Annotated in this window: 22 protein-coding genes; all 22 read left to right on the top strand. The window is 40.9% G+C overall.

What is annotated here, in order from left to right; genetic code table 11:
- Positions 1 to 155: 155 nt before the first annotated feature.
- On the top strand, positions 156 to 1,055 hold the full coding sequence (locus BKK54_RS04910; protein WP_077425367.1) for a hypothetical protein: 900 nt from the start codon (positions 156 to 158) through the stop codon (positions 1,053 to 1,055).
- 194 nt (positions 1,056 to 1,249) lie between these two features.
- On the top strand, positions 1,250 to 1,489 hold the full coding sequence (locus tag BKK54_RS04905; protein ID WP_244151997.1) for a helix-turn-helix transcriptional regulator: 240 nt from the start codon (positions 1,250 to 1,252) through the stop codon (positions 1,487 to 1,489).
- Between the two features lie 9 nt (positions 1,490 to 1,498).
- Entirely contained in the window at positions 1,499 to 1,765 is a 267-nt protein-coding gene (locus tag BKK54_RS04900) for a helix-turn-helix domain-containing protein (RefSeq protein WP_077542006.1), read from the top strand.
- A gap of 137 nt (positions 1,766 to 1,902) precedes the next feature.
- Complete coding sequence (locus BKK54_RS11835; RefSeq protein ID WP_167366614.1) at positions 1,903 to 2,052, top strand: hypothetical protein; 150 nt, start codon at positions 1,903 to 1,905, stop codon at positions 2,050 to 2,052.
- A gap of 40 nt (positions 2,053 to 2,092) precedes the next feature.
- The gene (locus tag BKK54_RS04890) at positions 2,093 to 2,413 is read left to right on the top strand and encodes a hypothetical protein (protein ID WP_158074619.1); all 321 of its coding nucleotides are present in this window, start codon (positions 2,093 to 2,095) and stop codon (positions 2,411 to 2,413) included.
- On the top strand, positions 2,410 to 2,640 hold the full coding sequence (locus BKK54_RS04885; RefSeq protein WP_077542003.1) for a hypothetical protein: 231 nt from the start codon (positions 2,410 to 2,412) through the stop codon (positions 2,638 to 2,640). The genes BKK54_RS04890 and BKK54_RS04885 overlap by 4 nt, the downstream gene beginning before the upstream one ends.
- 4 nt (positions 2,641 to 2,644) lie before the next feature.
- On the top strand, positions 2,645 to 3,040 hold the full coding sequence (locus BKK54_RS04880) for a hypothetical protein (protein ID WP_077542002.1): 396 nt from the start codon (positions 2,645 to 2,647) through the stop codon (positions 3,038 to 3,040).
- Positions 3,041 to 3,170: 130 nt separating this feature from the next.
- Complete coding sequence (locus BKK54_RS04875; protein ID WP_077542001.1) at positions 3,171 to 3,464, top strand: hypothetical protein; 294 nt, start codon at positions 3,171 to 3,173, stop codon at positions 3,462 to 3,464.
- Positions 3,454 to 4,230 (top strand): antA/AntB antirepressor family protein, encoded by a 777-nt coding sequence (locus tag BKK54_RS04870; RefSeq protein WP_077542000.1) that lies wholly within the window; start codon positions 3,454 to 3,456, stop codon positions 4,228 to 4,230. Before BKK54_RS04875 ends, BKK54_RS04870 begins: the two co-directional genes overlap by 11 nt.
- A gap of 182 nt (positions 4,231 to 4,412) precedes the next feature.
- Entirely contained in the window at positions 4,413 to 4,601 is a 189-nt protein-coding gene (locus BKK54_RS04865) for a hypothetical protein (RefSeq protein ID WP_077541999.1), read from the top strand.
- The gene (locus BKK54_RS04860; protein WP_077541998.1) at positions 4,601 to 5,122 is read left to right on the top strand and encodes a host cell division inhibitor Icd-like protein; all 522 of its coding nucleotides are present in this window, start codon (positions 4,601 to 4,603) and stop codon (positions 5,120 to 5,122) included. Before BKK54_RS04865 ends, BKK54_RS04860 begins: the two co-directional genes overlap by 1 nt.
- A gap of 132 nt (positions 5,123 to 5,254) precedes the next feature.
- A complete protein-coding gene (locus BKK54_RS11830) occupies positions 5,255 to 5,419 on the top strand; it encodes a hypothetical protein (protein WP_167366613.1) in 165 nt (54 codons plus the stop codon).
- Between the two features lie 346 nt (positions 5,420 to 5,765).
- Positions 5,766 to 5,939 carry a hypothetical protein gene (locus tag BKK54_RS11745; protein WP_158074618.1) on the top strand — a complete coding sequence of 58 codons (174 nt, stop codon included), beginning with the start codon at positions 5,766 to 5,768 and terminating at the stop codon, positions 5,937 to 5,939.
- A complete protein-coding gene (locus BKK54_RS04850; protein ID WP_077541997.1) occupies positions 5,932 to 6,270 on the top strand; it encodes a hypothetical protein in 339 nt (112 codons plus the stop codon). The genes BKK54_RS11745 and BKK54_RS04850 overlap by 8 nt, the downstream gene beginning before the upstream one ends.
- Positions 6,263 to 6,880 carry a hypothetical protein gene (locus BKK54_RS04845; RefSeq protein WP_244153108.1) on the top strand — a complete coding sequence of 206 codons (618 nt, stop codon included), beginning with the start codon at positions 6,263 to 6,265 and terminating at the stop codon, positions 6,878 to 6,880. Before BKK54_RS04850 ends, BKK54_RS04845 begins: the two co-directional genes overlap by 8 nt.
- Positions 6,873 to 7,037, top strand: coding sequence for a hypothetical protein (locus BKK54_RS11740; protein WP_158074617.1), 165 nt, complete (start codon positions 6,873 to 6,875; stop codon positions 7,035 to 7,037). The genes BKK54_RS04845 and BKK54_RS11740 overlap by 8 nt, the downstream gene beginning before the upstream one ends.
- Positions 7,030 to 7,485, top strand: a complete 456-nt coding sequence (locus tag BKK54_RS04840) for a hypothetical protein (protein ID WP_077541996.1) — start codon at positions 7,030 to 7,032, stop codon at positions 7,483 to 7,485. Before BKK54_RS11740 ends, BKK54_RS04840 begins: the two co-directional genes overlap by 8 nt.
- The gene (locus BKK54_RS04835) at positions 7,473 to 9,668 is read left to right on the top strand and encodes a DUF927 domain-containing protein (protein ID WP_077541995.1); all 2,196 of its coding nucleotides are present in this window, start codon (positions 7,473 to 7,475) and stop codon (positions 9,666 to 9,668) included. The genes BKK54_RS04840 and BKK54_RS04835 overlap by 13 nt, the downstream gene beginning before the upstream one ends.
- 536 nt (positions 9,669 to 10,204) lie before the next feature.
- A complete protein-coding gene (locus tag BKK54_RS04830; RefSeq protein ID WP_077541994.1) occupies positions 10,205 to 10,489 on the top strand; it encodes a BrnT family toxin in 285 nt (94 codons plus the stop codon).
- A complete protein-coding gene (locus tag BKK54_RS04825; RefSeq protein WP_077427175.1) occupies positions 10,489 to 10,701 on the top strand; it encodes a BrnA antitoxin family protein in 213 nt (70 codons plus the stop codon). The genes BKK54_RS04830 and BKK54_RS04825 overlap by 1 nt, the downstream gene beginning before the upstream one ends.
- A 119-nt stretch (positions 10,702 to 10,820) precedes the next feature.
- Positions 10,821 to 10,997, top strand: coding sequence for a hypothetical protein (locus tag BKK54_RS11735; RefSeq protein ID WP_158074616.1), 177 nt, complete (start codon positions 10,821 to 10,823; stop codon positions 10,995 to 10,997).
- Positions 10,990 to 11,181, top strand: coding sequence for a hypothetical protein (locus BKK54_RS04820; protein ID WP_077541993.1), 192 nt, complete (start codon positions 10,990 to 10,992; stop codon positions 11,179 to 11,181). Before BKK54_RS11735 ends, BKK54_RS04820 begins: the two co-directional genes overlap by 8 nt.
- Positions 11,182 to 11,438 lie beyond the last annotated feature (257 nt).

The following is an 11,438-nucleotide window of genomic DNA, read 5'->3' as shown; positions in this document are numbered from 1 at the left end:
TATAATCTATTCCAATAGAGACTTTTACAGTCTTACGAAATCCAAACCAATTTACACGGCTAGGAGTGGCTTAATTACCCACACTGAAAGAGAATAACCCTATTTGTTCTTTGCCGTGTTCTCACTGAATAGGGTACGCATAGGGGCGTTAAAAGATGGCTAAAACCCAACAATATTATAATTCACTCCCAGAATGTTCTATTATTGATTATGAGGTTATTCCTCTGCCAGAAGCGGCTTTGTTATGGTGTGGAGTTAAATTTGAAGATTTAGCGGGGGAAACAGAATTATTAACAAATATTTCTCAAAGTATTTATAGACATCCATATATCCCCTGTCTTGAAAAAAAGACTAGGATATTAAATAGAGTAGTAAATAATGGTGAACTAAGGGCGGTAAGAGAACATGGAGATGGTGGCGAAAAATACATAGACCCTACAACTAAAGAAGAAAAAATTGATCATGTCGCTTATAGTCGTAGGCACTTTTGGATTTCTGATTTAAAAAAATTTATTTCTGAAAATTACCCAAATGATCGCCCTAAAACCATTTTTCACAATGAAGAATTAAAGCCCGTTATTGATTCAGCTGAATATGAACGAATGAACAAAGAGTATCAAAAGTATTTAGCTGAAAATACCAATTTACAAGCCAAATTAAATGAAATTAAAACAGAGTTAGCAAATAAAGAAAGCCGAATCAGAGATCAAGATTTAGCAATGCAATCTTTATCTATTCAGCTACAACAGGCTAAACTAAGCCAACAAGATGCTGAAGAACGGTTAGAGCGAGGTCGTAATCTATACGCAGAGCTATCAAATAAATATAAAGCACTGGCAGCCGATCCTAATAGCAAATTAAATTTAGATAATGCACTCTATTTACTTGGAGAAGTATTGCAAACAGTCAAATCAAAAGCTAAAAAATGGACACAAGGAGAAATCATAAGAGACATTTTAGAGCAACGACAAACCGAAAACAGAACAGCTCAAGGCTTAGAGCAACGCACAATAGAAGAATATTTCTCTAATGCTAATAAACGGCTAACTCCATAAATCACTAACGCCCACCTAGGGCGTTTTTTTATTTCCGAAAAATCCTTCCAAATCAATCCTATTTTTTCGCAGCGAAAATATCTTTTTCGTTGCGATGATTCAATATTTCCACTTTTCTACAATCCCCACCGACACAAGGAAAGCCAAAGCAGGCTTATCAATTCTTAATCACTATCATTTATGGAGAAAACACAATGCCAATGAAAACCTCAATGCCAGAGACCGCCCATCAACAAGACAGCATTATCAGACGAAATGCAGCGATTAATCGTTTTGGCGTGAGTAAATCCACTTTTTCCGACTGGCAGAACCCAAAATCTAAGCGTTATCGCCCTGACTTCCCGAAGAAAATTCAATTAGGCGTAAATTCCGTTGGCTACCTTGAAAGCGAGATTAACGCTTACATTGCAAAGCTGGCCGAGAATCGACCATAAGGCGGCATTATGGAAGCCATCAATACGACAGATACCCACGAACAACGGCTTTTTATTCTGCAGTGTTTACGCAAGAAAGAACATAGCACCCACGAATTAAGAGCCAAAGGGATTTATTACCCTCCGGCACGAATCAAGGAACTACGGGATAAAGGCTATGTGATTGATACCTTCTACCGAGATGAAACCGATTCAAGTGGATTAACTCACCGAGTAGGCGTTTATGTATTACACGAAAACGAAGTGAGCCAAAAAGAGGGGAAGTTTCACGAATGAGACAAAACAAAAAGCCCCGAATCACACCAAGCCAAGATTCAGGGCTAATCACACCGCCAAAAGCGGAACAACGACGAAATTCTATCAGATTTCCATTTGTGAGCAATCTATTTACACAAATCAGCATAGGAGGAAGCATGAGCGAACAAGGAGCGGATAAATACGGGGAAAACATTTCAAGCGGGATTAAGTGCTTTTTATTGATGTTAGGCGCAGGCGGATTTGTCGCTTTGATTTTGTGGCAATTACCCAATTTAGCCAATTTTATTTTAGCCATTAAAGGCTAATCAAAATCCTTAATTTAACGAGCATAGAGCGATTTTCACAATGAACAATGCAATGACACCAACCCAAGAGAAAAAACAACACAGTGCAACACTGGCGGGCATTGAAGAGATGATTGGCCGTATTGAGGCATTTTCAAGTTCAGCCGTTACCGGCAAGGCATCAACTCTTAACCCTGACGGCACAAAAACACCGATGCAGCCGAATGAAGTGTTTGACCTGATTAATGAGATGGCAAATCTTGCCTTAATGGATATTCAAACCTTACGCCAAGAATTTGAAAGACTGACCACCAGCAATAAAAAACGAGGTGAATTAGTTTATTTGCCGTTGGTGGACGTTAAGGGAGATTTAACCAAATGACCGAACAAGTAAACAGCACTCAAGAAAATGACAGCCAAGAAAAACCAACATTGCAACAAGCGAGGGAATATTTAGAACGGATTATTTCCATTGCCGACAATATGGCGAAAGGCGCACCGCTAAAAAGCGACATTACAGACAAGGAAATGTGGGCAACTATCCACCGGCACTTAGGCAATGTAGATCGCCTGATTGAAATTGCTCAAGAGCAGTTAAGAGGGGTTTAGGGCAATGAGTTACGGGCAAGCCATACGGAAAGACTTTGCGAAAACCTATGCACGAATTGGCAATGCTACTCACGCTTTAAAGTCGGTTTTAGGTGAAGAGCGTGCGGCAAGAATGAAACCTCACACGTTACGAGCCAAAGCCAGTGAATTGTTTAACGACTACCGCACACAGGCTTTAATCGAGTTTGAGAAGGCAGAAATGCTATCACGTCGGGAAAGATTGCCACGTTACAGAAAACCCACAGTAAGAACGGATTTAATGACTGATGAGGCGCGAAAGTTTTTTCAAAATGAACGCTCACAACACTATGACCCACTGGCAGAGATTAAGGCATTACACCAACAGTTACTAAGCCGAGTGAGTAAGAAAATGCGGCGTGCTTTACGGGGGAAAAGGTAAATAAAGATCCACTCTGAAAACACTAAGAAAACCCCAAGAAGCGATCCGTAATTGATACCAAAACGATCCGCAAATCAACGTTTTTTTAAGGAAGATCCCCCAATAAAAGCTGACTTTTTAAGGATAAAAAATGAAATGCACCATTGCAAAACACAATGATTTACTGCTGAAACAAGCAATCGACCACTACCGAAAATCATCAACGATATTCACGTTTTTAAGCCTATACAGCGACTTTGAGCCTTATCCCTTAGATGAGGTGGTGGACGTAATAAAACTCAAAATACACAGCTTAGAGAGTGAATTAGAGCCGTGGCGAAAATTGGGCCGAGAGCATGAAACCTTAGAAACCCAGCTTTACGCCTTGAAAAAACAGCTAAAACGAATGGAACAACGGCAAGGAGAAATGACAGATGAACACTAAAACCGAAATCACCGCACTTTTACCCATTGAGGAAACCACCTACAAAGGCATCACGACCTATCACGTTGACGCAAGAACTTTACACGGATTTTTAGAAAATAAAACCCGTTTTAATGATTGGTTTAAACGTTTGGTTGATGAATATGGCTTTATCGAAAATGAAGATTTTTGCGTGATAAATCTATCAAGCAAAAAATCAAAATCACCTAATTTATTTTACTCAAATTTGAGTAAAAAAAATGAACGAGGACGTAAGCCCATTGAGTACAAAATCTCGCTTGATATGGCAAAAGAAATTTCTATGGTGGATAAAACCCATCAAGGTAAACGAGCAAGGCGTTATTTTATCGCCTGTGAAAAACGATTAAGTGAAATAGCACCGGATATTCATCAACAAGAATTAGCCCGCTGGAAACAAAGCCGAGAACTAGCGAAATCCCCGTTTAAATCAATGAATAACGCCCTTGAACGAATGAGAGCACGGCAAGGCAAGCTAACCGCAAGAAATCACTATATCAACGAAATCAATATGCTAACAGGCATTGTATTAAAGCAGAGCGTGAAACAATTCAAAGCCGAGCGAAATATTCAAGGCGATGTGCGGGAACACCTAAATGCAAACCAGCTTGAACGATTGGAATATCTAGAACGGGCAAATGAGATGTTACTAGATAGCGATATTCACGACTTTGAAGAACGCCGATTTAAATTACAATCAATGCTATCTAATCGTTTTGAGAAATTGGGCAGCATAGAAAATAAATAATTTCTTCACCAGTACGCGCGCGTGCGTGCGCGCGAATATATGGGCTAATTCTTGAATTTAAAACAAACCACTCCCGAAATAATAGGGAACAGATTGGAGACAGAATGAAAGAAGAAATCATCGAATTTTTAATGTTTATCAGCTTTCTGATTATCGCTTTCAGTTTTGCCGGATAAACACCAATGAAACGCAAGCACAAACCTATTTATGACGTAATCGGTACAACCCACACAGGCAACCAAGAGAATATCGCCCGGTTTGACAACAAGGCGAAAATCCTCAAAGGCTTGCGGCAACAAGGGCTAGATTTTGAACGTTATCAATCGATTACCATTACCAAAAATACCCTAATTATTTATGAGACAAACTAATGACTTTTGAAAAATCCAACAAAAACTGCTTTACAAAGTGCGGTCAAATTCATTATGATTTTTCTGCCTTTAAGAAAAAGTTAAAGGTCGAGCCTCGAAACTCGAATAATCTATCACTGGCGCATAGCACGCCGAAAGCGTGTTTTTTTATGCGTGGTTTACACACACCTAAAGAACGCCTAGCGCGTCTATCTATGGTAGCGTGTAGCGGGAAAGGTTTCGCCCTTTGCTGTGTTCCAGTGATCGCAGTTTTCGAGCCCGTTACACGTTACCGCCAAAAAGCCTCGAAACTTAAAGCGGTAACTCTTGAAAAACGATTCACTGGAGTTACACAAATGTACCAATTCATTTTTGCGGCTATACGTCGCACCGATTTAACCAATCATATCCAAAAAATCCGCATTAATGCTGACAGCGAATTACAAGCCCGAGCCATTTTAGCCCGTGAATTTGTGCTTGTTCTTGCCAGCAAAATCAACCTTAAAAATGACCGCACTTTTTCGGAGGTGAGCTATGCCTAAAGCTACCACCTCATACACCTTAGACGACAAAGCTCAAGCGCATTTAAAAAATGCAACCAATACCCTATGGCAGGCTTATAGCATTGTAGATTTATTAGCAACTTATTAACAACAGTGAGTATAGGGGGAAATATGAGTGAAAACGGCGCAGATAAAGCAGGATTAGAAATATCCGCAGGCTTAAAATTCTTTTTTAAGTCTTGTGGCGTGGGCGTTGCTATAGCTTTTTTTCTATGGTTATCACCCGATTTTCTAAAAGCATTATCGGATTTTATCTTAACGTTAAAAAACAACTAAACCTAAATTCATAAATTTACCGCTTGACACTTTCCCACGATAGGCATAGAGTAAAAAGGCAGTCTGAAAAAGAGATTGCCAGCCGTAGGAAGCTGAATTTATACAAGGCGCATAGCACGCCCAAAGCGTGTTTTTTTATGCGTAACACTCGCACACCTCAAATAATGGCGGGTTTTGTTTTACATAATCAAAAACCGATCATTTTTCAATGGTAGTGCGTAATAGGCAACCCTTAGCGGTTGGCTGTCTTCCTTGTATGGCAGTTTCCTACCCTGTTACGTTCTACCGCCCGACCGTAGGAAGTCTAGCGGTAGTTCCTAAAAAATTAATACAAGGACTATCCAAAATGCTATTCAAATTTCTATGTGTGAATCGCACACAGGCGCATTTTAATTTATGCGTAATTTCTCTTTATTCCATCACCGAAGAACAAGCACGCTTGAGCTTATCTGCCGATTTTCGCCATATCGCAACCGTGGCGAGAATTAACCGCACTTTTTCGGAGGTGAACAATGCTTAAATATAACGCTATTCAAAACATTTTATTTGAAAAAGTCGATAGTGACGAGACCACCAAAGAAACCCTAGAGGCCATCCGCAATGAAAGCGAATATCTTTGCGAATCAATTGAATATGGGTTATTTGCCGTAGGCAAGATGATGGAACACTTAGGCATTTTTGCTGATGAGAAAGAGCAGAATTTCAACGACCAAGCCTTAAACAATGCCACCGTGAGACAATTAGGCGGATTAATCCAAGCGAACGCTTATCTCCTCAATGTGTTACGAGATAGCGCAGGCAATGCAGAATTTCACCTTAGCAATATGAAGGGAGGCAAAGGCAATGAATAACGTCACCCTACACTATCAAGACGGGCGCACGTTTATTTGTGCGGAAGGCGTCGCCCTTGCACGGGCAGAAGAAATCAAAGCCTACGTTGAATCAAACAGAGATGATTTTAGCTATCGCAACGTGGAGCGGGTGGAAATTGAGGAAGTTGGAAATAACACCGATCCAAATTTGGATCGGTCTCCTCAAATTGAGGAAACCCCAAAAACGCAACAGGAAACGCAAGGAGCGATTAAAGGGAAATACAAAGGGAAATTATCACTTAACCCCCTAGCGTTCGCCTACGCTCAAATTACACGGCAATTTAGGCTAATTTCAGAGAGTAACAAGCGATGTTTTGAACTTTACCCCGATGATTTCCACCACAAGCTGAAAATGCGGTCGGAAATGGCGGATTTAGTCGAACGGTTAAAGGCGGGTGGAAAGTTATTTAATGCGCTGGCGAAATCTCAAGGTGCAAACCTCACAAAAGACAATGCCGGCACGTTGAAAGACTTCAATCAAGCCAACGGCTATTTGATTTATAAATTCAATGAAGTGATCGAACAAATTGACCGGCTCAATATCGAGCGCGTTGAAAATGAGAAGTTGCAAGGGGTATCGAATGAGTAAGGTAAATTATCAAGTCGTCGGATATAGCCAACAAAAGCCCATCATACTCGGTACGGTAAGCAGTCTGGCGGAAGCGTTAAGCCTATCAGAAAAAGCCTTGAATGATGAAGTCTATCAAGCGGTGGTGATTAAAAAACAAGGGGTAAGCAATGGCTAAAACAACAAAATCCAATCCTTCACAAGAAAAGTTAGACTGGTCGGACTATTCCGAACGGGAGAAAGAGGCGTTAGCCTGTGCTATGGAAGATAAAGCGATGGCATTTTCTGCCCTGTTTTCACTTTTTGACACCATGAGGGAGACCCTTATTCCCGTTGATACCGAGATGAAAGGCTATGATGATTATCTGCGGGCGTTGGTGGCTGATTGTCATTATGTGGAGAAATGGCTAATTCAATCAATGCCGGCACGCAAAGGCGTTCACAATGTAGATGATGCGCTGGCGAATTTAAGTGCAGAAGAAATCCAGCAGGATTTAATGAAATTCACTGTATTAGGCTTTCTGCGCGCCAATATCGCTTTAATATCTCAAGAAGCACAGATTGCCCTTGCTCAAATAGAAAAGCGCACAGCGAGTGAAACAGGAGGGCAACAATGGCTAAACTAAAAAACGCCCCTTTTGTGAAAGTCCAAGACCAAACAGGCGAAACAGAAATCACGATTTGCTTAGGCTTGCAGGCGTGGGAGATTGCCAAACATATTAATGAATCGGGTAAAAGTGCGGTTGAAATCGACCTTGAAAATGCCTTAGGCGAAAACGCCCGTAAATCGCCTTGTGTGGTGGTGGACGATAAAGCCTTAGAATCTATTCAATCATTGCGAATTGCCCCGAAAAACGCCCGTTATGTTCGTTTAATTCGGGCAAATGGTGGCAATGCGTTAGACACGGAAGTTTTAGAAGCGGTTTATTTGAATCTTGCCAAACATACGGCAGCCGAAAATGTGATGTATTGTGATGAAGCCTTACAGATGATTGAAGATGTAAGCCGATATATTCAGCGCATACGCAAGGGCGAAACCTATCACGGTGAAATTCAGCTCATTTGCGAATCAACCCGAGATAATCATCAACCTTACACCGAAAAACGCAAGGAAAACGGCATAGCGGGGCTTTTTAGGGTTGTTCCGAAGTTAGACAAAGACACCGGCGAAATGGTTGATAAATGCGAATGGCTGGCGGATTGTGTGGATGTGGTGGGCGTAGGCATTTCCGAAAGTGATTACTTTTCTATGCTCTCTTTCCAAGCGCAGGGCAAAACCGAACCGACTTTAATCGCTCTCCCGTGGGCGGAAATTGGCGAGCGTGCCGGCTGGCAACTGCTCAAGCAAAAAGGCGTTAGGCTCACCAATAGCCAACGCTTGAAACCGCACCTCGCGGATTATCTCCAAGATACACAAGACAAGCCGATTTATCAGATTGTGAATGAAACAGGCTGGCAGGCGGATTTTAACGCGTATATTTTGCCGAATGGTGAAGTGTTGGGGAAACCGAATCAGCCCGTTTACTTCAACAACAAATCAGCCACCACCGCAGGCTATCAAGCCAAAGGCTCGCTACAGGAATGGCAACAAGAAATCGGGCAATATCTCGAAGGCAATCATTCTATGATGTTGGGCGTGGCGTGTTCGTTGGCCGCCCCTTTGATTGGCTTGATTGGGGCGGAAAGTTTTGGCGTTCACCTGTTCGGAAAATCCAGCGCAGGGAAAACGACTATCGCCAATATTGCCAGTTCAATTTATGGCGAGCCTGATTTAATCCGGTTATCGTGGAACGGCACCAGCCTAGGCTTAATTAACGAAGCCGCCGCACGAAATGACGGCTTTATTCCCCTTGATGAAATCGGGCAAGGGGCAAGTAAAAAGCACGTAGAACAGACCGCTTACGCGTTATTTAATGGCGTAGGGAAAATCCAAGGGGCAAAGGAAGGCGGAAACCGAGAGCTAAACCGCTGGCGCATTCTTGCCTTTTCCACCGGTGAGCAAGATTTAGAGTTATATCTCAAACAGGACAACATCAGAACCAATGCGGGGCAATTAGTGCGTTTGTTAAATATCCCTATTCAGCCCGCCAACACGTTTTATCATTTTGGCAATGGCAAAGCCCACGCCGACCATTTAAACGCCATGACACGCCAATACTACGGCACAATGGGCAAAGCGTGGATTATGTGGCTATTGGAAAATAAACAAGCGGTGGTGGCTGAATATCAACGTTATGCGGAGCAATGGCAAGCAATGCTACCCAATGACGCGAGTCCACAAGTTAAACGGGTGGCTGGTCGATTTGCCATACTGGAAACTGCCCTACAACTGGCAAGCCCTTTTACCGGGTGGAAAACAGCGGAAAATCAGACCGCACTTTTACACAGTTTTAATGAATGGGTGAACGAGTACGGGCTACATTCTCGGGAGGAAAAACAGATTATTGAACAGGTGAATGGTTGGTTATTGCGAAATGGCGCACGGTTTATTGAATTTCCCTTTAATCATAACCAACAAGAGCCGAGAGATATGGCAGGTTATCGCCAGTTAGCCGACAGCAAAGAACCCCAAGAAAGCGATAGATATTGGGTCTTTCCACAGGTTTATCTTGAAGATGTGATTAAAGGCTTTAATGAGAAACAGGCGAATGAAGTCTTGGCGGGTGTAGGTATGTTAGAAACTTCAAATGCCAGCGGTTACAAATACCGAAAACAATTACCGAGAGCCATCCGAGGCAATAAAACAATCCGTTGTTATGTGTTGGCCGTATTGGATGAAGATGATGAGGAAAGCATAGAAACGGAATAGAAAGCCTATTTTGAAAGGTACGGACTATCAAATAACAAAGAGCAGATCAGAAATGATTTGCTCTTTTTTTATCCACCAACGAAAAAATTTTTTTCCGTGTGTAGAAAACATCAAAAAAACTTAGACACACTAGACACAAAAGAACAAAAGCTAAATATATCAATCGCTTAATAAAAATGCTGTGTCTAAAAATACCCTTTTTGTGTCTAATTTTAGGGGTTTTGTGTCTAAAAAATGGGGTTTTGTGTCTAATCAAAAAATAAACAATTCGCGAATGTGTCTAACTGTGTCTAAGGTGTGTCTAATGCGTTTAGACACAAAAATTAGGCTTAACCATTTGAAAAATAAAAATATTTTTTCTAAAAATCGGATGTGTCTAGTGTGTCTAATGATTTTCGTGTATCTATACACTTTTTTTATTTTTTAGGTGGTGGAAAGTCTTGGATTGATCCATAGGTGAAACTTTTCTAAATTAACGTTGCTTTTTATGTTAGTGTAAATATAATGTATTTACTATCAACCGATAAAGGGCAGTTATGTTTTCTATTGCTGGCTTTGAGTGGGATAAAAACAAAGCAGAGATAAACGAGAGAAAGCACGGAATTAATTTCACTGAGGCAGTCAGCGTTTTTTATGATGACGATGCATTATTAATTCCCGACCCCGATCACTCTTTCTTAGAAGAGCGCTTTTTATTGTTAGGGCGTAGTGAGAAAAGTAACGTGCTTGTAGTGGTGCATTGTGAAAGAGATAACAATATCCGGATTATTTCAGCAAGAAAAGCAACCAAACGAGAAATTAACCAATACAGGGGGCAATAATGAGAGAAGAATATGACTTCAGCAAGGGAGTTAAAAATCCTTATGCCAATAATCTAAAATCTAAAAAAGTGGTTACCATTCGCATTGAAGATGAAACCATAGATTATTTCAAAGGCTTGGCAGAAGAAATGAAATTACCCTATCAAACATTGATTAACCTTTATTTAAAAGATTGTGTTGAACAGGGGCGTAAACTAAAAATGACTTGGTAAAAGAAAGAATAAAGCCTTATAATCACCTTAATCGTGGGGTAGCCTAAAAGATAAAACTGACCTTAGTTCGAAATGCTAAGAGTAAACGCTACCTCCTTGCCTTTCAAATCATCCTCCTCATGAGCGCTAAAAAACCACATAAAGAATATAATGAGCTTGTAAAAATCAGAAGCAGAACCACCGAATTTAACTACGATATGGATAGAATGAAAGAACGTATCAATGATGAATTTGTGACTTTGCCTGAAAATGTTAAAACATCTCAAGATATAAAGGCGTGGTTGCTCAATGGCTAAATTAATCATTAATTTGGGGGTGAAATTAAAGCCTGAAAAAATGGAAAAAAGAAATTTATTCAATGAATTAAAACAAGGCTTTGATCAAATCCAAGCGCACCAAAAAGGCGAAATTGAGCTACCAAGTTACACACCACAAAGCCCAGAGCCGGCAGAGATAGAAGCAAGCAAAAATAATGATTAACAAGGCTTAGTGCAGCGCATTGAGCCTTTTTTATTGAATTTAGGGAGCAGTACGCGCGCGAGGGAAAATTTAACGCCCTCAAATTTGAGGAGATGTGAACCGTGGCTATAGGTAACGGTTGAACTATTCGTATCAAGCGAAAGATTAAGGCATTCGTATGACAAGAACACCTAATCGAATAATAAACCTCAAATTGAGTTTTGTTAGAAAGATGATGATGACTAGAAATTCAAAAAACTGCCGAAAACCACGCGCCC

The sequence above is a fragment of the Rodentibacter genomosp. 1 genome (assembly GCF_001999285.1).
GTDB lineage: Bacteria > Pseudomonadota > Gammaproteobacteria > Enterobacterales > Pasteurellaceae > Rodentibacter.
This window is presented reverse-complemented; position numbering and strand designations above follow the sequence as displayed.

Coding starts and splice junctions, on each gene's coding strand:
- BKK54_RS04820 (WP_077541993.1), top strand. CDS start 10,990: ATGGCTAAATTAATCATTAATTTGGGGGTGAAATTAAAGCCTGAAAAA.
- BKK54_RS04860 (WP_077541998.1), top strand. CDS start 4,601: ATGACTTTTGAAAAATCCAACAAAAACTGCTTTACAAAGTGCGGTCAA.
- BKK54_RS11830 (WP_167366613.1), top strand. CDS start 5,255: ATGAGTGAAAACGGCGCAGATAAAGCAGGATTAGAAATATCCGCAGGC.
- BKK54_RS04840 (WP_077541996.1), top strand. CDS start 7,030: ATGGCTAAAACAACAAAATCCAATCCTTCACAAGAAAAGTTAGACTGG.
- BKK54_RS04870 (WP_077542000.1), top strand. CDS start 3,454: ATGAACACTAAAACCGAAATCACCGCACTTTTACCCATTGAGGAAACC.
- BKK54_RS11740 (WP_158074617.1), top strand. CDS start 6,873: ATGAGTAAGGTAAATTATCAAGTCGTCGGATATAGCCAACAAAAGCCC.
- BKK54_RS04850 (WP_077541997.1), top strand. CDS start 5,932: ATGCTTAAATATAACGCTATTCAAAACATTTTATTTGAAAAAGTCGAT.
- BKK54_RS04845 (WP_244153108.1), top strand. CDS start 6,263: ATGAATAACGTCACCCTACACTATCAAGACGGGCGCACGTTTATTTGT.
- BKK54_RS04875 (WP_077542001.1), top strand. CDS start 3,171: ATGAAATGCACCATTGCAAAACACAATGATTTACTGCTGAAACAAGCA.
- BKK54_RS04880 (WP_077542002.1), top strand. CDS start 2,645: ATGAGTTACGGGCAAGCCATACGGAAAGACTTTGCGAAAACCTATGCA.
- BKK54_RS04900 (WP_077542006.1), top strand. CDS start 1,499: ATGGAAGCCATCAATACGACAGATACCCACGAACAACGGCTTTTTATT.
- BKK54_RS04865 (WP_077541999.1), top strand. CDS start 4,413: ATGAAACGCAAGCACAAACCTATTTATGACGTAATCGGTACAACCCAC.
- BKK54_RS11835 (WP_167366614.1), top strand. CDS start 1,903: ATGAGCGAACAAGGAGCGGATAAATACGGGGAAAACATTTCAAGCGGG.
- BKK54_RS04910 (WP_077425367.1), top strand. CDS start 156: ATGGCTAAAACCCAACAATATTATAATTCACTCCCAGAATGTTCTATT.
- BKK54_RS04905 (WP_244151997.1), top strand. CDS start 1,250: ATGCCAATGAAAACCTCAATGCCAGAGACCGCCCATCAACAAGACAGC.
- BKK54_RS04830 (WP_077541994.1), top strand. CDS start 10,205: ATGTTTTCTATTGCTGGCTTTGAGTGGGATAAAAACAAAGCAGAGATA.
- BKK54_RS11745 (WP_158074618.1), top strand. CDS start 5,766: ATGCTATTCAAATTTCTATGTGTGAATCGCACACAGGCGCATTTTAAT.
- BKK54_RS04825 (WP_077427175.1), top strand. CDS start 10,489: ATGAGAGAAGAATATGACTTCAGCAAGGGAGTTAAAAATCCTTATGCC.
- BKK54_RS04835 (WP_077541995.1), top strand. CDS start 7,473: ATGGCTAAACTAAAAAACGCCCCTTTTGTGAAAGTCCAAGACCAAACA.
- BKK54_RS04890 (WP_158074619.1), top strand. CDS start 2,093: ATGAACAATGCAATGACACCAACCCAAGAGAAAAAACAACACAGTGCA.
- BKK54_RS11735 (WP_158074616.1), top strand. CDS start 10,821: ATGAGCGCTAAAAAACCACATAAAGAATATAATGAGCTTGTAAAAATC.
- BKK54_RS04885 (WP_077542003.1), top strand. CDS start 2,410: ATGACCGAACAAGTAAACAGCACTCAAGAAAATGACAGCCAAGAAAAA.